Source organism: Microbacterium sp. K35 (genome assembly GCF_004794375.1).
In the GTDB taxonomy this organism is placed as follows: Bacteria; Actinomycetota; Actinomycetes; order Actinomycetales; family Microbacteriaceae; genus Microbacterium; species Microbacterium sufflavum.
Window position 1 is genome coordinate 1 of sequence record NZ_SSDM01000130.1, and the last position, 16,164, is coordinate 16,164.

General features: G+C 70.1%; 18 protein-coding genes. 11 read left to right on the forward strand and 7 right to left on the reverse strand.

The window, feature by feature from the left end; all coding sequences use genetic code 11:
* The first annotated feature begins 148 nt into the window (after positions 1-148).
* Positions 149-1,375, forward strand: coding sequence for a pyridoxal phosphate-dependent aminotransferase (locus DW299_RS03960; protein WP_136035790.1), 1,227 nt, complete (start codon positions 149-151; stop codon positions 1,373-1,375).
* On the opposite strand, the gene DW299_RS03965 is transcribed toward DW299_RS03960, so the two are convergent.
* Positions 1,266-2,543, reverse strand: coding sequence for a CpaE/TadZ family protein (locus DW299_RS03965; protein ID WP_136035792.1), 1,278 nt, complete (start codon positions 2,541-2,543; stop codon positions 1,266-1,268). The genes DW299_RS03960 and DW299_RS03965 overlap by 110 nt on opposite strands.
* The gene (locus tag DW299_RS03970) at positions 2,543-3,163 is read right to left on the reverse strand and encodes an SAF domain-containing protein (RefSeq protein ID WP_136035793.1); all 621 of its coding nucleotides are present in this window, start codon (positions 3,161-3,163) and stop codon (positions 2,543-2,545) included. Before DW299_RS03970 ends, DW299_RS03965 begins: the two co-directional genes overlap by 1 nt.
* A gap of 97 nt (positions 3,164-3,260) precedes the next feature.
* Between DW299_RS03970 and DW299_RS03975 the strand changes: the two genes are divergently transcribed.
* The gene (locus tag DW299_RS03975; protein ID WP_136032904.1) at positions 3,261-3,539 is read left to right on the forward strand and encodes a helix-turn-helix domain-containing protein; all 279 of its coding nucleotides are present in this window, start codon (positions 3,261-3,263) and stop codon (positions 3,537-3,539) included.
* Here DW299_RS03975 and DW299_RS03980 read toward each other — a convergent pair.
* Positions 3,527-4,138 carry a hypothetical protein gene (locus tag DW299_RS03980; protein WP_136032906.1) on the reverse strand — a complete coding sequence of 204 codons (612 nt, stop codon included), beginning with the start codon at positions 4,136-4,138 and terminating at the stop codon, positions 3,527-3,529. The genes DW299_RS03975 and DW299_RS03980 overlap by 13 nt on opposite strands.
* 127 nt (positions 4,139-4,265) lie before the next feature.
* Between DW299_RS03980 and DW299_RS19660 the strand changes: the two genes are divergently transcribed.
* On the forward strand, positions 4,266-4,652 hold the full coding sequence (locus DW299_RS19660) for an Rv3235 family protein (protein WP_136032908.1): 387 nt from the start codon (positions 4,266-4,268) through the stop codon (positions 4,650-4,652).
* Positions 4,653-4,676: 24 nt separating this feature from the next.
* The gene (locus tag DW299_RS03990; RefSeq protein WP_136032911.1) at positions 4,677-6,161 is read left to right on the forward strand and encodes a sensor histidine kinase; all 1,485 of its coding nucleotides are present in this window, start codon (positions 4,677-4,679) and stop codon (positions 6,159-6,161) included.
* A gap of 60 nt (positions 6,162-6,221) precedes the next feature.
* Here DW299_RS03990 and DW299_RS03995 read toward each other — a convergent pair whose 3' ends face one another.
* Complete coding sequence (locus DW299_RS03995) at positions 6,222-6,470, reverse strand: WhiB family transcriptional regulator (protein ID WP_017203224.1); 249 nt, start codon at positions 6,468-6,470, stop codon at positions 6,222-6,224.
* A 229-nt stretch (positions 6,471-6,699) separates the two neighbouring features.
* On the opposite strand from DW299_RS03995, the gene DW299_RS04000 reads away from it, so the two are divergent.
* A complete protein-coding gene (locus DW299_RS04000; RefSeq protein WP_136032913.1) occupies positions 6,700-7,086 on the forward strand; it encodes a hypothetical protein in 387 nt (128 codons plus the stop codon).
* An 18-nt stretch (positions 7,087-7,104) separates the two neighbouring features.
* Here DW299_RS04000 and bcp read toward each other — a convergent pair whose 3' ends face one another.
* The 3 genes from bcp to aroA are packed head-to-tail and all read right to left on the reverse strand — an operon-like array spanning position 7,105 to position 9,974.
* Positions 7,105-7,578, reverse strand: a complete 474-nt coding sequence (bcp, locus tag DW299_RS04005) for a thioredoxin-dependent thiol peroxidase (protein ID WP_136035795.1) — start codon at positions 7,576-7,578, stop codon at positions 7,105-7,107.
* Positions 7,579-7,587: 9 nt separating this feature from the next.
* Positions 7,588-8,655 (reverse strand): ribosome small subunit-dependent GTPase A, encoded by a 1,068-nt coding sequence (gene rsgA / locus DW299_RS04010; RefSeq protein WP_136032917.1) that lies wholly within the window; start codon positions 8,653-8,655, stop codon positions 7,588-7,590.
* Between the two features lie 2 nt (positions 8,656-8,657).
* Positions 8,658-9,974 (reverse strand): 3-phosphoshikimate 1-carboxyvinyltransferase, encoded by a 1,317-nt coding sequence (gene aroA, locus DW299_RS04015; protein ID WP_136035797.1) that lies wholly within the window; start codon positions 9,972-9,974, stop codon positions 8,658-8,660.
* 71 nt (positions 9,975-10,045) lie between these two features.
* On the opposite strand from aroA, the gene DW299_RS04020 reads away from it, so the two are divergent.
* The 6 genes from DW299_RS04020 to DW299_RS04045 all read left to right on the forward strand — a co-directional run bounded on the left by DW299_RS04020 (position 10,046) and on the right by DW299_RS04045 (position 16,112).
* Positions 10,046-10,708 (forward strand): sigma-70 family RNA polymerase sigma factor, encoded by a 663-nt coding sequence (locus tag DW299_RS04020; RefSeq protein ID WP_136032921.1) that lies wholly within the window; start codon positions 10,046-10,048, stop codon positions 10,706-10,708.
* The gene (locus tag DW299_RS04025; protein WP_136032923.1) at positions 10,705-10,950 is read left to right on the forward strand and encodes a zf-HC2 domain-containing protein; all 246 of its coding nucleotides are present in this window, start codon (positions 10,705-10,707) and stop codon (positions 10,948-10,950) included. The genes DW299_RS04020 and DW299_RS04025 overlap by 4 nt, the downstream gene beginning before the upstream one ends.
* Positions 10,951-10,992: 42 nt before the next feature.
* Positions 10,993-12,294 (forward strand): GNAT family N-acetyltransferase, encoded by a 1,302-nt coding sequence (locus DW299_RS04030; RefSeq protein ID WP_136035798.1) that lies wholly within the window; start codon positions 10,993-10,995, stop codon positions 12,292-12,294.
* A 122-nt stretch (positions 12,295-12,416) separates the two neighbouring features.
* Positions 12,417-14,081, forward strand: a complete 1,665-nt coding sequence (locus tag DW299_RS04035; RefSeq protein WP_136035800.1) for an ABC transporter substrate-binding protein — start codon at positions 12,417-12,419, stop codon at positions 14,079-14,081.
* Between the two features lie 41 nt (positions 14,082-14,122).
* Positions 14,123-15,127, forward strand: a complete 1,005-nt coding sequence (locus DW299_RS04040; protein ID WP_136035803.1) for an ABC transporter permease — start codon at positions 14,123-14,125, stop codon at positions 15,125-15,127.
* Entirely contained in the window at positions 15,120-16,112 is a 993-nt protein-coding gene (locus tag DW299_RS04045; RefSeq protein WP_136032931.1) for an ABC transporter permease, read from the forward strand. Before DW299_RS04040 ends, DW299_RS04045 begins: the two co-directional genes overlap by 8 nt.
* Positions 16,113-16,164 lie beyond the last annotated feature (52 nt).

The window sequence follows — 16,164 nt, forward strand, 5'->3', positions numbered from 1 at the left end:
CGGCCAGCGCACCGAGGCCCCCGCACCGGCCGCCGGCAACCGCGAGCAGCGTCGGGCGCAGGGCAAGAAGAAGAAGTGACCCGAGCAGGGTGAGAGGAGGGCCAGTCCGTGCGGATTGGCCCTCCTTTCGTCCCTGTAGGCTTGATCGATGACACCATCGCGCACCTTCGACCAGTCGTCGAAGCTCAAGAACGTCCTGTACGAGATCCGCGGAAACGCCCTCGTCGAGGCGGCGCGACTGGAGGCAGAGGGCCACCGGATCCTCAAGCTGAACACGGGCAACCCCGCGATCTTCGGCTTCGACGCCCCGCATCAGATTGTGCACGACATGCTGGCAGCCCTCCCCACGGCGCACGGCTACAGCGACAGCAAGGGCATCATCTCCGCGCGACGCGCCGTGGTGAGCCGGTACGAGCAGGTCGAGGGCTTCCCGCGGTTCGACCCCGACGACGTGTACCTCGGCAACGGCGTGTCCGAGCTCATCACCATGACCATGCAGGCGCTGCTCGACGAGGGCGACGAGGTGCTGATCCCGACGCCCGACTATCCGCTGTGGACCGCCATGACCAGCCTTGCCGGTGGCACGCCGGTGCACTACGTGTGCGATGAGAACGACGGCTGGCAGCCCGATCTGGAAGATCTCCGGTCCAAGATCACGCCGCGGACCAAAGCCATGGTCATCATCAACCCGAACAACCCGACCGGTGTCGTGTACTCGCGCGCGGTGCTGGAGGGCCTGGTGCAGATCGCCAGGGAGCATCAGCTGCTCATCCTGTCGGACGAGATCTACGACCGCATCCTGTTCGACGATGCGGTGCACATCCCCACGGCGACCCTCGCGCCCGACCTGCTGTGCCTCACGTTCAACGGCCTCTCGAAGACGTATCGCGTGGCGGGCTACCGCTCGGGGTGGATGGTGATCACGGGGCCGCAGGACCATGCGAAGGGCTTCATCGAGGGCATCACACTGCTGGCGTCGACCCGGCTGTGCCCGAACGTGCCCGCGCAGCACGCCGTGCAGGCGGCGCTCTCCGGGGTGCAGTCGATCGATGCGCTGATCGCGCCGACCGGTCGCCTGCACGAGCAGCGGGACATCGCATGGGAAGGCCTGGAGGCGATCCCGGGGGTGACGTGCGTGAAGCCCCAGGGGGCGCTGTACGCCTTCCCGCGTCTCGACCCCGAGGTGCATGAGATCCGTGACGACGCGAAGCTGGTGTACGACCTGCTGGTGTCGGAGCACATCCTGGTCGTGCAGGGCACCGGATTCAACTGGCCGAACCCCGATCACCTGCGGTTGGTGACCCTGCCAGAGCCGCGAGTGCTGAGCGAAGCCGTCGAGCGACTGGGGAACTTCCTCTCGAGCTACCGCCAGTAGGCGCGGCGACGGCGGGCGCGGGGGAGAGCGACAGCGCGAGTCGACGCACCCCCGCGACGAGGGCGGAACGCGGTGTGAGGTCGGCCATGGGCCGCGCGTGCAGCAGGGCCGCGTCTGCCGCGTGCTGGTCGAACGGCAGGAAGACGATGTCGGTGATCCCGGCGAACCGTTCGAGAGTCCGGCGGACCTGTCCCCGGGCGTCAATGCCGAGCGGCCCGGGGCGTACGGCGTTGACCACCACCGTGATGGGCGTGGAGCCGACGAGTCGGCGGACCTCGGCGTGGTCTCGGAGGAAGCGGCTGATGCCGACCGGGTCGGCGGCCGCGACGGCCACGATCCGGTCGGCTTCGGCGAGGGTCGCCGCGGTTGCCGCGTGGCGGCGAGGGCCGACCAGATCGTAGGTCGCCTCGTCGTCGGCGTCGACCGCGGCTGCCACGTCGACCACCGTCTCCTCCGCCCACTCCCGGCAGGCCGCGAGGAGGACGTGGAGTCGATGCGCCGAGAGTTCGGGCCAGCGAGTCGGACGATTGATGCCGCACAGCACGTCGAACTCCACACCTCCCGCGCCGACGCGTGCCGCCAGCCTGGTGAGCTCGGCGCTGTCGAGTGCCCCGGTCTCCGCGCGGCGGCAGGCAGCGGCGATTCCCGGGGCGTCGTCGCCGAGCCCGAGGAGAAGCGCGAGCGAGGGAGCGACCGTGTCCGCATCCAGCAGCGCTGTGCGGCGGCCCGTGCGCGCCAGCTCCACGGCCAACTGGATCGCGACCGTCGAGCGGCCGGGAGCTCCCTGGGGCCCCCAGACCGCGATGATCCTCGGGGAGGCGCTCCGAGGCGTCTCGGCGACGGCGGGCGAGGCCTCCGCGTGGAGCGCTGCCGCCACCTCCCAACCGGGGGCGTCCGTGCGCAGCGCCGACGGAAGGCCGAGTCGTGCCAGGAGACGACTGTCGGAATCGCCGAGCGCCACGATACGGACACCCGCCCGGTCACATGCGGCGATCAGGTCCGGAGTCAGCGCGTCGCGCGAGGCGGGAACGATCACCGCATCCACGCCGGCGTGAAGATGCTCGCGAACGCTCGACGGACCATCGATGGCGACCGCGTCCACTCCTTCCAGGAGGAGCTCGGCCGCGAGCTGGTCCGCGCGATCTTTCGGGAGCGCGACCAGGACCATCACGATCCGGCACCGACGGGGATCACGGCGAGCGCGGCGCCCCCGGTGGCGGCCGCGGGCACGTCGGCGACGTCGGTCCGGTCGACGACGATCTCCACCTTCGTGCCGCTCTCCGCCAGCATGCCGTCGTCTTCGAGGACCGTCCGCACCACCGCGTCGCCGACGAGGACGCGCGGGGCGTCGAACGTCCTGCCGTCGTCTCTCGCGGGTGCCTGCCACACCTCGACGTCGGCGCCGGGGCCGATCGAATCGGGGATCGCGGTCGTGGTCTCGATCACGACGGTGGTGGTGCGGTCGTCCTTCTCGTCGGCCACCGCGGACCGGGGGAGCAGCTCGCCCTTCGTGAGGGTGCGCCGCGCGATCTGCCCCGGCTCGAGCCGACCTGGACCCACGTACCGATCCGTGAGTGCGCCGATGCTGACCTGGGCCACCTCGAAGTCGTCAGCGGTGAGAACCTCGCCGCGCGCGATGGTCCGCCGCGCCTGCAGGAGCGGTTCGGTCCGGTCGGATGCCGCGACGAGCAGCCATACCCCGGCGATCGAGATGACGACGAGGGCGATGCCGACCAGGAAGCGCAGTTCGGCGCGGAAAGCCGGGCGCGGACGGGAGTGGGAAGCCATGGCGATATCGTCACAGAACCGCGGAGAGGGCTCGCGGAGTTATCCACATACGCGGGACACCCGCCTCCATCGTTGGCCCCTCGACCAGAATGTGGGTATGACACCCGCTCCGACCCCCGCACCGCAGTTCCTCGCTCCCGCGCAGGTCGCGGAGCTCCTGAGCATCGACGTGGCCGAGGTGATCGGCCTCATCCACGAGGGGCGACTGCGCGGCGCGCAACTGGGTTCGCCCGCGCGCTGGCGCGTGGAGGAGGCCAGCATCGAGGGGTACCTCGCCGAGCAGTCGGAAGAGGCACGCAGGATGGCGCTGTGGCGTCAGTCGCAGACCGCGAGCTTCCCCGAGGTGTGGGGAACGTCCGCGGCTCACACGCGCTGATCGCCGGAGAAGCGCACGACGACGAGCGCCGCGTACGGGACGATGCGGAACCCGCGCACGGCAGCGGCTCGCCGCGACTCCCCGGTGTCGTGCAGCGCCAGATCGAGGTGATCGGCGGCGGCGCGATCGATCGTGCCGTGCACGTCGTCTCCGTGTCGTGTGGTGAGGTGGACGGGTACGCGTCGTCGCGCGAGGTCGCGCAGCACGAAGCCGATCGGCATACGCTCGCGGAGGGTGCGCTCGGCGGGCCGATGCTCGTCGAGGCTGGAGAGCATGGCGCCGTGGTCGACGGCGAGACCCGTGATCGCGGGGAGGGGAATCAGCAGGGCCGACGCGGCAGCCCTCGCCTCCTGCGGTACCCGCGAGACCGCTGCGATCCAGTCGACGCCGAGGGATCGGAGCGTCACCGGAAGCCGGTGGCCGTCCGCCAGGTCGACGACCGCGTCGGCGTCGGCGGCGCAGAGCTGCCGGAGACGCGAGTGCAGGTCGAGTCGGGAGATGCGGAGCCGCTCGGACTCCGCATCCAGCGCGGCGCGCTCCGCCTCCCACTCCGAGGCGAGCTGGCTCTCGAGGTCGTCGAAGAGGCGGTCCCAGTGCACCCGACAGAGCGTAGGGGGAGCGCGGGTCGGATGTACGAGTTATCCACATAGTTCCGCTGATCGCCCCCGCGCGGGGGCTCGCGCGTGCTCGACTGTCGCCGTTCGTCCGCCGACCGGAGAGTTCGCCATGATGCTTCACGAGTACTTCGCCCCGCAGCCGACGCCCACGCGTCAGCTTCCCGATCCCGCACCGCTGCTGCGCCGTCTCACGCACGGCGTCCTGGAAGTGCTCGCCGGCGTCCGGGAGATCGATCAGCTCGCGCGATGGTTCAGCGAGGACGCGTACCGGAGTCTGGTCGTGCGTTCGAACCTGGCGGCACGGGCGAGGAGCGCGCGGGGTGTGCCGCCGGCGCGACCGACGTTCGTGATCCGTTCGCTCCGGGTCACGGAGCCGGTCGACGGCGTGATCGAAGCGGTCGTCGTCGTGGCAGGTCCCGGACGGACCAGGGCGGTCGCGGTGCGACTCGAAGGGCTCGATCGACGATGGCGGGCGACGTCGCTGGCCATCCTCTGAGGCGGTGCGGCCTAGGCTGGGTAGGTGTCAACCCTCAGCGACCTCGCCCAGACCCAGGGCCTTCTGACCGACGACGACATCGAGTGGCTGCACCGTCTTGCCGGTGACGGTCAGCTCCTCGCCGACCTGGCCTCCGCGGACATCGTGCTGTGGATCCAGACGGAGGACGGGTCCTTCATCGCCGTCGCCCACGCCCGTCCGAGCGGCGCGGCGACGCTGTTCTACCGGGACATCGTCGGCGAGCGTGTTCGTCCGCAGTGGCGCACGCAGGTCCAGGGCGCTTTCGAGTCGGCGGAGATCGTGGACTCCTCCTCGCCGGATTGGTTCGAGGAGACGCCCACGCGCGTGCGGGCGGTTCCGATCGTGATCACCCGCCGCGGCGACGACGTGGCGCCCTCCGTCATCGGGGTCGTGACCCGCCACACCAACCTCGGCGAGGTCCGCACGCCGTCGCGGCAGCAGATCACGTTCGACGAGTGCGCGAACGACCTGTTCCGCATGATCGCGGACGGCAGCTTCCCCGACCCGGCCGCACCGACCTCACCCCGTCGCGGAGCGCCGCGTGCGTCCGACGGCCTGATCCGCATCGACGTCGACGGGATCACCACCTTCGCGAGCCCGAACGCGCTCTCGGCGTTCAACCGCATGGGATTCGACGACGAGCTCGAGGGGGAATCGCTCGCGGAGGTCACGACCCGGCTGGTACCGCCCTCGCGGCAGGTCGACGAGTCGCTGCCGGTCGTCGTCACCGGCCGCGCACCGTGGCGCACCGACATCGAGGCGCGCGGTGTGACCGTCTCGTTGCGCGCGATCCCGCTGAAGGACCACGGCACCCGCATCGGCGCGATCGTGCTCTGCCGCGATGTCTCGGAACTGCGGCATCAGGAGCAGGAGCTGATCACGAAGGACGCGACCATCCGGGAGATCCACCACCGGGTGAAGAACAACCTGCAGACCGTGGCGTCGCTGCTACGGATCCAGGCGCGTCGCACGCACTCCGACGAGGCCCGAGACGCGCTCACGCAGGCCATGCGCCGGGTCGACGCGATCGCCGTCGTGCACGACACGCTGGCCCAGGGACTCACCCAGAAGGTCGACTTCGACGAGGTGTTCGATCGGGTCCTCAAGCTGGTCGCAGAGGTGGCGTCCGCGCCGAACACCCGGGCTCGTACGCAGTCGACGGGGCGCTTCGGGGTGCTGCCGAGCGAGTACGCCACGCCGCTCGCCCTCGCCCTGACGGAGGTCGTCACGAACGCAGTGGAGCACGGGCTTGCGGGTCAGGAGGGCTCGGTGACCATCGACGCCCAGCGCACCGAGGACAACCTCCGCGTCACCGTGCGCGACACCGGCCACGGGCTGCCGGAGGGGCGCGTCGGTCAGGGCCTCGGCACGCAGATCATCCGCACGCTCATCCAGGGGGAGCTCGGCGGGTCGATCGAGTGGCGCGGCAGCGAGGGTGAGGGCACCGAGGTGGTCATCGACATCCCGCTGCGATGGCTGGAGCGCTGAACGCGGACACCGGACAGACGGAAGCGGCCTGAGATCTGATCTCAGGCCGCTTCGAAGTCGTCAGGAGGCGCGGCGGGCGCGGGCGGCGCGGCGCTTGAGTGCGCGGCGCTCGTCCTCGGACAGGCCGCCCCAGACGCCCGAGTCCTGGCTGGTCTCCAGGGCGTACTGCAGGCAGATCTCGGTGACGGTGCACGTGGCGCAGACCGTCTTGGCCTTCTCGATCTGGTCGACGGCCGGTCCGGTGTTGCCGACGGGAAAGAAAAGCTCGGGGTCGACGGTCAGGCAGGCGGCCTTATCGCGCCAGTCCATGGGGGCTCCTCGGTGTGGATTTCATGAGATGTCGCGATGCGACTTCTCGATTCGGGCGGCGGTTCGGGTTCCGCTACCCTGTTGAGATGCGGGCGGATGCCCGCCGATTGTGATGCGAACGCGAACGTTCGCCCCACGCCGCTGTGGGAGCACATGACTTTCTCTATTCTGTTACATGGATACCCTGAAATCAAGGGTTTTCTCTGCTTTGCACCCCCAGGAGGACCCCGTGCGCGCACCGGGAATCGCCCTCGCCGCGTCCGCGGTGCTCGCTCTGGAAGCCGCCGCGCTCGTCGTGTTCGCGGCGATCGAGGTGGCCGGTCTCGGTGCGGGGGACGCGGCGTCGTCGACGACGGCGATCGCGCTCATCGTGCTGACCCTGATCGGCGCAGCGGCCCTCGTCGCGTTCGCCGTGGGGACGCGTACCGGGCGGTCGTGGGCGCGCTCCGGCGGGGTGGTGGCTCAGGTGCTCGCGGTCGCCCTGGCGCTGGGATCGCTCACGGTGCAGCCGGTGCCGTGGGCGTTCGTGCTGGGACTCGCGGTTCCGGGAGTCGTCGGCTTCGCGCTGCTCATCTCCAGCGCGCGACGCGAAGGCGAGCGCCGCGGGGCGGAGTGACGCCCCACGGCGCCACGCTCACGCGTCGATGCCGAGCTGCTTGCGCAGTCGCGCCACGTGGCCCGTGGCCTTCACGTTGTACTGCGCGAGCGTGATCACGCCCTCCTCGTCGAGCACGAAGGTCGAACGGATCACGCCCTCGACCACCTTGCCGTAGTTCATCTTCTCGCCCCAGGCGCCGTACGCCTCGTGGACCGCGTGGTCGGGGTCGCTGAGCAGCGGGAACGTGAGAGCGTCGCGTTCGCGGAAGGTGGTCAGGGTGGCGGGGTCGTCGCGAGAGACCCCGACGACCTGGTAGCCGGCACCCTGCAGCGACGAGACGCTGTCGCGGAAGTCGCAGGCCTCGGTCGTGCACCCGGGGGTCATCGCAGCGGGGTAGAAGTAGAGCACGGTCTTGCGGCCGCGCAGGTCGGCCAGGGAGACGGGGTTCCCGTCCTGGTCGAGGAGGGAGAAGTCAGGGGCGGCAGTACCGGGTTCCAGGCGCTCAGTCACCCGTCCACTTTATCGGCCGGGAGTCTGCTCCGCCTTGTCGGCGAACGTCTGCAGGAGGCGCTGCAGCGAGTCGAGGCGCGCGCGGCCCGTCTCGCTCAGCTCTCCGCGCTCCGCGGCCTCGATGAGGGCGCAGTCCGGCGCATCAGGCAGGTGGGTGCAGCCTCGGGGGCAGTTCTCCGCGATCACGGCGAGTTCCGTGAACGCCGCCAGGATGTTGGCGGGATCGACGTGTCCGAGGCCGAACGAGCGCACGCCGGGAGTGTCGATGACCCAGCCCGTGCCGTCCGGACCCTCGTAGCGCAGCGACACGGTCGACGAGGAGGTGTGGCGCCCACGGCCGGTGACCTGGTTGACGTGGCCGGTCGCGCGGCCGGCGGACGGGACCAGCGCGTTGACGAGCGTCGACTTCCCGACGCCGGAGTGACCGACGAAGACGGTCGAGTGGCCGACCAGCGCCTCGCCGATCTCCGCGACGGGCATCTCGTCGCGTGCGCTGGTGAAGACGCGCAGGTCGAGGCCGTCGAAGTGGGCGAGGAACTCCGCGGGGTCGGCGAGGTCGGTCTTCGTCACGACCAGCAGCGGGCGGATGCCCGCGTCGAGCGCCGCGACGAGGTAGCGGTCGACCAGGCGGGCCCTCGGCTCCGGGTCGGCGGCGGCGACGACCACGAGCATCTGGTCGGCGTTGGCCACGATCACGCGCTCGACCTGGTCGGTGTCGTCGGCGCTGCGGCGCAGCAGGGACGTGCGGTCGAGGATGCCCACGATCCGCCCGAGCGTGCCCTCGGCGCCCGAGGTGTCGCCCACGACGCGAGCCTGATCGCCGGTCACGATCGGCGTGCGCCGCAGTTCGCGAGCGCGCGCGGCCGTGATCGTGTGCTCCTCGGCCGTGCCCTCGTCGAGGAGGACGGAATAGCGTCCACGATCGACGCCGAGCACGCGGCCGATCTGGGCGTCCTCGTGCGCTGGTCGGCGCTTGGTGCGCGGACGGTTCGCCTTCGGGTTCGGACGCGTGCGGATCGCGCTCTCGTCGTACTCCTCGAAGTCGTCGTCGAGGTCGGTGTCGTCGAGCCAGCTCACCGTCAGCCTCGCAGCATCCGCTCCCAGAGCATCGTGAACTCCGGGAGGGTCTTCGCGGTCGTGCCGATGTCATCGATCTCGACGCCGGGCACCCGCAGTCCGATGAGGGCCCCCGTCGTCGCCATACGGTGATCGTGGTGCGCGGGCCATTTACCCCCGCGCAGGGGGGAGGGCACGATCCGCAGGCCGTCGGGAAGCTCCTCGGCGGTGCCGCCCAGCGCGCGCAGGTTCCCCACGAGCGCCGCGATGCGGTCGGTCTCGTGCAGGCGGATGTGCCCGATGCCGCGGATCGTGGTCGGGGACTCTGCGAATGCCGCGAGACCGACCAGCGTGGGCGTGAGCTCGCTCGCCGCGGAGAGGTCGATGTCGAGGCCGCGGATGCTCGTGCCCGCGCGCACCGTGAGGGTGCCACCGTGGCGGGACACGTGGGCGCCGGCGCTCTGCAGGATCTCCGGCAGGAGCGCGCCGGGCTGCGTCGAGTGCGCCGGCCAGCCGGTGATCGACACCGCTCCGCCGGTGACGAGCGCGGCGGCGAGGAACGGCGCGGCGTTCGACAGATCCGGCTCGATCGCGATCTCCTTCGCACGCGGCACGCCGGCCTCGACCAGCCACTCGCCGACGGCCGGTCGCTCGATGCGGATGCCGCGGCGGCTCAGCGCCTCGATCGTCATGTCGATGTGGGGCAGGCTCGGCAGCCGCTCGCCCGTGTGCACGAGGTGCAGGCCGACATCGAAGCGCGGGGCGGCGAGCAGCAGGCCCGACACGAACTGGCTGGAGGCGGAGGCGTCGATCTCGACCCGGCCGCCGCGGATCCGGCCGTGCCCGCGGATGGTGAACGGCAGCGCCCAGGTGCCCTCGTCGTCGATGTCGACCCCGAGGTCGCGCAGGGCGCTGATCAGGCCGCCCATCGGACGATGCAGCGCGGTCTCGTGGGCCGTGAGGTGCACGTCGTTCTCGGCGAGACCCGCGAGCGGGGAGATGAAACGCATGACCGTGCCCGCCTGACCGCAGTCGATGGTGACACCGCCGTGTAGCTTCGCCGGGGTGACGACGAGATCGGGACCGAACTCGTGACCGCCGTCGACCTCCTCCACGCCGACGCCGAGGGCGCGCAGGGCCTCGATCATGCGCTGGGAGTCGTCGCTGTGGAGCGGGGCGATCAGACGCCCCGGACCGTCGGCGATCGCCGCGATGATGAGCTCACGGTTCGTCAGAGACTTCGATCCGGGGATCGTGAGCTCGGCGCGCACCGGCGCGTCGGTGGTGGGCGCGAGATAGGCGCCCTGCACACGGGAGGGGGAATACCTTTTGGCGCTCATCGGTTCTCACCTTAGTAAACAGGACGCCGTCATCGTGAGAAGCGGCGCACCCGAGGCAGGAAGGGATGGGCATGCCCGCGACGTTGGAGCGCGAGGTGATCGACCTCCGCGGCCTAGACTGGCCGGTGATGGATGACACCGCAACCGCAGACACCGTCGGCGACCCTCGACGCGAGTTCGAGGAGCAGGCGCTCCCCTTCATGGACCAGCTGTACGCGGCGGCCATGCGCATGACCAGGAACCCGGCGGACGCCGCCGACCTGGTGCAGGAGACCTTCGTGAAGGCGTACGGGTCGTGGTCGACCTTCTCCCAGGGCACGAACCTCAAGGCCTGGCTGTACCGCATCCTGACGAACACGTACATCAACATCTACCGCAAGCGTCAGCGCGAGCCGTTCCAGGGCACCATCGACGAGCTCGAGGACTGGCAGCTCGGCGGTGCCGAGTCGACCACCGCCTCGCACAGTCGCTCCGCCGAAGCCGAGGCGATCGACCGCATGCCGGCCTCGGTCGTGAAGGATGCGCTGCAGGCCGTCCCGGAGGACTTCCGGCTGGCGGTGTATCTGGCGGATGTCGAGGGCTTCGCGTATCAGGAGATCGCCGACATCATGAAGACCCCCATCGGCACCGTGATGAGCCGTCTGCACCGTGGCAGGCGGATGCTGCGGGAGCTGCTGGCCGACTATGCCGCCGAGCGAGGCATCGCCGCGGCTGAACCGAGGAGCACGAAATGAGCGACTGCGGCTGCGACAAGGCCCGTCAGGATCTGGAGGAGTACCTCCGCAACGAGGTGTGCAAGACCGAGCACGCCGAGATCCGCGAGCATCTCGAGAACTGCCCGTCCTGCCGGGACGAGGCGCTCGTGGCCACCACCCTCACCGAGGTCGTGGCGCGCGCCTGCAAGGAGACCGCTCCCGAGGAGCTGCGCGACCAGGTGTTCGCGCGCCTGCGCGAGGTGCAGGCCGCGCAGCACTGACTGGCCCGCTCGCGCGTCGGCGGCGGCCAATAGGCTGGTCGCATGGCCCTCATCGATGCACGCGGGATCCCCGCCGATCAGACCTCCGTCGACCGTCTGGCAGGGGAGGGGCTCGACTACCGGGTGCTCGACCTGGATGACGCCGCGGCGGTCGAAGCGTTCCAGCGCGCGCTGGCCCGTGGCTTCCTGGGCGCGGAACCCACCGCCGAGACTCTTGCGGACGGGCTGCCCACCGTGCGCGGCCGCCGCAACATCGGGGTCTATGAGCGCGACGTGGCGACCGCGCCGCACCCCGTCGCCACGATCGACTCCTGGGTGACGCCCATGACGGTGCCCGGCGGCGAGATCGGCCTGTGGGCGATCAGCGGGGTCACGGTCTCCGGGACGCACCGGCGCCGCGGTATCGCCCGCGCCCTGCTGGAGGGCGAGCTGCGCGCCGCCGCAGACGCCGGGGTCGCGGTCGCCGGGCTCACGGCGTCGGAGGCGACGATCTACGGCCGCTACGGATTCGGGTCTGCCGTGCCGGTCGCGCGGTTCACGGTCGATACGCGGCGCGCGGGCTGGGACGGCCCCGCACCGCAGGGGCGCATCGAGTACCTGGATCGTGAGCAGCTCGCACAGGAGCTCGGCGCGGTGCACGAGCGCTCGCGCGGTGCGCGGTCGGGACAGGTGCCGGGGTGGCGTGCGCGCTGGACGGGCCTCGCCGGTCTGCAGTCGTCGGACACCGACCGTGACCGCGTGCGGGGCGTACGACACGTCGACGCCGACGGCGTGGTCCGCGGTGTGATGGCGTACGCGGTCAGCGAGAAGGGCGAGTCGTTCCGGTTCGCCCTGCACGTGCGACTGCTGGTCGCCGAGACTCCGGAGTCGACCGCGATGCTGTGGCGGTTCGCGCTGCAGCACGACCTGGTGGACGAGGTGACCGCCGACCTGCGCCCGCTCGATGATGCGCTGCCGTGGCTGGTCGCCGACCCGCGCGGCGTCACCCAGATCGTGCACGACCACGGCTGGCTGCGCATCCTCGATGTGCCTGCCGCCCTCACGGGGCGCCGGTACTCGTCTCCGCTCGACGTCGTGATCCGGGTGGAAGACCCGCTGGGCTTCTCCGAGGGGGAGTGGCGCATGCGGGTGGACGGCGCGGGGCGTGCCGAGGTCGAGTCGGCCGCGGGCGAGGAGGCGGACGTCACGCTCTCGGTGTCGGCGCTGTCGTCGCTGTACGCGGGCAGCGTGCGCGCGGCCTCGCTGGCGGGTGCCGGCCGCATCAGCGGCTCCCCGGAGGCCGTGGGGGCGCTCGACCGGGCCCTGGCCGCATTCCCCGCCCCGTCGCTCGACATCTGGTACTGACCTCGAATCGAATAACTAGAAACCTCTTTACTGGAAAGAGCCTTTACTATAACCTCGCCTCAGAGCGGATGCCTGTCCGCTCTGCTCGACTTCCGCAACGAAGCTCTTGAGACGAGGTTTCCATGCACGTCAACCGCTGGAGGAAGACCCTTCCTCTCGTCGCCGGTGCCGCCGCCCTCGCGCTGGCACTGGCCGGCTGCACGCCCGGTGGCAGCGCATCCGGCACAGATCGCCCGCTGCGCATGTGGTCAGGGTCGATGACGCCGATCACCAACAACTTCAACCCGTTCGCGGTGGACACCGCGACACACATGACGTTCGGCGCGATCTACGAGCCGCTGTTCTTCTTCAACCAGCTGTCCGCCGACCCGCCGGTCGGGATGCTCGGCGACACATACGAGTTCAGTGACGACGGCACCGTCCTCACCATCACGATCAAGCCCGACCTGAAGTGGAGCGACGGCGAGGACCTCACCGCCGAGGATGTCGCGTTCAGCCTGGGCTACGGATCGAACCTCGACCCCGACATGGTGTCCGCCGAGGCCACGGACGACACCACGGTCGTCGTGACGTACTCCTCCGCGAAGTTCACCGCGACCCCGCTCATCCTCGGCTCGACCTGGATCATCCCGAAGCACATCTGGTCGGACATCGACGACTACATGACCGAGACGAACCCCGAGCCGGTCGGGTCCGGCCCCTACATGCTCAAGTCGTTCACCGACGCCGCCTACACGCTCGAGGCGAACCCGCTCTTCCGCGACGGCCCGCCCGAGATCACCGAGGTGCAGGACATCGGCATCGACTCCAACCAGTCCTCTGAGGATCTGCTCAAGACCGGCAAGCTCGACTGGGTCGGCCAGTTCATCGCCAACCCGGACGGCGTGACCTCCAACGGCCGCATCAGCACGATGAATCAGCAGCAGGACCCGACCGTGATCGTCACCTGCGCCGACGCGTCGATGGGCTGCGCGGGTGCCCAGACCGACCCGGCCGTGCGCCAGGCGCTCAACCTCGCGATCGACCGAGCGGCCATCAGCAGCAAGGCGTTCGCCGGGCTGTCCGGCGAGGCGTCGCCCAGCTTCGCCCTGCTGCCGCGCGACGAGAAGTGGCTGAGCGATCCGTCCCTGGCGGTCAGCCCCCAGGAGCCCGACGCGGCGACCGCCGAGGGCATCCTGGAAGGCGCCGGCTACACCAAGGGCTCCGACGGCTTCTACGGCAAGGACGGCACCGCGATCGAGCTCGACCTGTTCTCGCCCGACGGCTGGACCGACTACAACGACGCCGCCAAGCTCATCAGCGCACAGGCCGCGGAGGCCGGCATCCGCGTGAACGCGCGCACGGTGTCGGAGGCCGAGTACTGGACGCCGATCTCGACCGGCGACTTCCAGCTCGCCCTCTACGGCATCACGCAGTCGCTGGTCGCCGACCCGTACTCCAACTACGACCAGTACTTCACCACGGCCGCCAGCGCCAAGGTCGGCGAGGAGCCCACCAAGGGACAGAACTACGCCCGCTACACCAACCCCGTCGTCGACGCCGCGGTGAAGCAGGCCGGCGCGACGCAGGACGAGGCGATCAAGAAGGAGGCGTACGCCGCGGTGCAGGCCGAGATCGCGCGTGACCTGCCCTACATCCCGGTCGTGCTGAACGCCTCGCAGTCGTTCTTCAACACGGCCGACTTCACGGGCTGGCCGACTGAGGACGACATGTACGCGGCACCACTGCCGTACCTGTCGACGGCCTCCGCGGTCATCCTCACGCACCTGCGCCCGGCGAAGAAGTAGGGCACAGCCCCCATGGCTCGATCCGACGAGAGGAGAGGCTCGTGAAGTTCTGGATGCGCCGCATCGCGTTCTACATCATCACGCTCTGGGCCGCGATCTCCCTCAACTTCCTGCTGCCGCGGCTGCTGCCCGGCGACCCCGCCGCGATCATGCTGGGCAAGGTCCGGCGCGCGAACGGTGGACGACCGCTGTCCGAGGAGACGATCGCGGCGATCACCTCCATCCTCGGCGCGGAGAAGGGATCGACGCTGTGGGATCAATACCTCGCCTACTGGGGTCGGCTGCTGCACGGTGATCTCGGGGTCTCGTCGACCCGATACCCGGCCCCGGTAGGCGAGCTCATCGCCGCGGCTCTGCCGTGGACGGTGACGCTCGTCGGAGCAGCCACCATCATCTCGTTCGTGCTCGGGATCCTCGCGGGCGCCTGGGTCGGATGGCTCCGCGGGACCTGGGTCGACCAGCTGGTGCCGGTGACCACGTTCCTGCAGTCCATCCCGTACTTCTGGCTCGCGCTGGTGCTCGTCGCGGTGTTCTCGGTGCAACTGGGATTGTTGCCGATCATCGGCGGCTACGACGTGTTCGAGTTCCCGGCGGGTCCGGAGTGGACACCCGCGTTCTTCGCGAGTGCGTTCGTGCACGCCCTGTTGCCGGCGGCCACGATCGTGATCTCCTCGGTCGGCGGCTGGCTGCTCGGGATGCGGAACATGATGGTGCAGACGATGTCGGAGGACTACGTGCTCACGGCGGAGGCGAAGGGGCTGCGGCCCTCCCGGATCCGCCGGGCCTATGCGGCCCGCAACGCGTCGATCCCGAGCCTCGCCGGCTTCGGCATCGCGCTGGGCTTCGTCGTTGCAGGCTCGATCGTGACGGAGCAGGTGTTCAGCTACCCCGGACTCGGCAAGCTCATGATCCAGTCCGTCCAGGGACTCGACTACGCCCTGATGCAGGGGGTGTTCCTCGTCATCACGCTGACCGTGCTGGCGGCCAACTTCCTGATCGACCTCCTGTACGGCTTCATCGACCCGAGGGTGCGCCGCGATGGCTGATCTGATCGTCTCCCCGTCCGAGTCCACGCACGCCGTGGCCGTCGCCCGGTCGGCGCGCCTGCGCCGCGGACTCCCGCGCCTGTCGGGCAAGCTCCTCGTCGGGATGATCGTGCTCGCCGCGATCGTGCTGTTCGGGCTGATCGGCCCGCTCCTGCTCGGCGATCCGCGTGACGCGAGCTTCGAGCCGCTGCTGCCGCCGAGCCCCGAGCACCCGTTCGGCACCACCAAGCTGGGCTTCGACGTGCTCGCGCAGGTCGCGACCGGCACGCAGGGCTCGCTCTTCGTCGGTGCGGTCGCGGGCGTCGTGGCGCTGTTCCTCGCGTTGGTGTTCGGCGTGCTCGCCGGCTATTTCGGCGGAGCGCTCGACGAGACCCTGATGCTCGCGACCAACATCATGCTCGTGATCCCCGGGCTCCCGCTCGTCATGGTGATCGCCGCCTACGTGCAGCACACGGAGGGCCTGGGCGACCTGGCCCGCAGCTCTCTGCTGGTGGCGCTGGTGCTCGGGATCACCGGCTGGGCGGGGTCGGCGGTGGTGCTCCGCGGGACGGCGCGGTCGCTGCGCACGAGGGACTACGTCGCCGCGGCGGTCGTCGCGGGCGAGCGACCGCTGCGGGTGATCTTCGTCGAGATCCTCCCGAACCTGGTGCCGCTGCTCGCCGCGCAGCTGATCTTCGGGGTGATCTTCGCGGTGCTCGGCGAAGCGGGGCTGTCGTACCTCGGCCTCGGACCGACCGGGTCGATCACCCTGGGCACGGTGCTCAACGACGCCCAGACCGGTCAGGCGGTGGGAAGCGGCGCCTGGTGGTGGTTCGTGCCGCCCGGCCTGATCATCGCGCTGATCGGCACGGCCCTGTCGCTGATCAACTTCGCGATCGACGAGATCGTGAACCCGAAGCTGCGCCTCGCGCCGGTGGCCGCGCGCCGCCAGCGCCGAGCACGTCGCGCCGGTCGTGGCGTCGGCGGGGAAGGAGCGGTCGCATGAGCGACGCGGTGCTGTCGGCGAGGAATGTGTCGATCGAGTATGAGGTGGATCC

Excerpts from the sequence above, each read along its gene's own strand:
- DW299_RS03960 (WP_136035790.1), top strand. The coding sequence starts at position 149 with ATGACACCATCGCGCACCTTCGACCAGTCGTCGAAGCTCAAGAACGTC.
- DW299_RS03965 (WP_136035792.1), bottom strand. The coding sequence starts at position 2,543 with ATGGTCCTGGTCGCGCTCCCGAAAGATCGCGCGGACCAGCTCGCGGCC.
- DW299_RS03970 (WP_136035793.1), bottom strand. The coding sequence starts at position 3,163 with ATGGCTTCCCACTCCCGTCCGCGCCCGGCTTTCCGCGCCGAACTGCGC.
- DW299_RS03975 (WP_136032904.1), top strand. The coding sequence starts at position 3,261 with ATGACACCCGCTCCGACCCCCGCACCGCAGTTCCTCGCTCCCGCGCAG.
- DW299_RS19660 (WP_136032908.1), top strand. The coding sequence starts at position 4,266 with ATGATGCTTCACGAGTACTTCGCCCCGCAGCCGACGCCCACGCGTCAG.
- DW299_RS03995 (WP_017203224.1), bottom strand. The coding sequence starts at position 6,470 with ATGGACTGGCGCGATAAGGCCGCCTGCCTGACCGTCGACCCCGAGCTT.
- aroA (WP_136035797.1), bottom strand. The coding sequence starts at position 9,974 with ATGAGCGCCAAAAGGTATTCCCCCTCCCGTGTGCAGGGCGCCTATCTC.
- DW299_RS04020 (WP_136032921.1), top strand. The coding sequence starts at position 10,046 with ATGCCCGCGACGTTGGAGCGCGAGGTGATCGACCTCCGCGGCCTAGAC.
- DW299_RS04025 (WP_136032923.1), top strand. The coding sequence starts at position 10,705 with ATGAGCGACTGCGGCTGCGACAAGGCCCGTCAGGATCTGGAGGAGTAC.
- DW299_RS04030 (WP_136035798.1), top strand. The coding sequence starts at position 10,993 with ATGGCCCTCATCGATGCACGCGGGATCCCCGCCGATCAGACCTCCGTC.
- DW299_RS04035 (WP_136035800.1), top strand. The coding sequence starts at position 12,417 with ATGCACGTCAACCGCTGGAGGAAGACCCTTCCTCTCGTCGCCGGTGCC.
- DW299_RS04045 (WP_136032931.1), top strand. The coding sequence starts at position 15,120 with ATGGCTGATCTGATCGTCTCCCCGTCCGAGTCCACGCACGCCGTGGCC.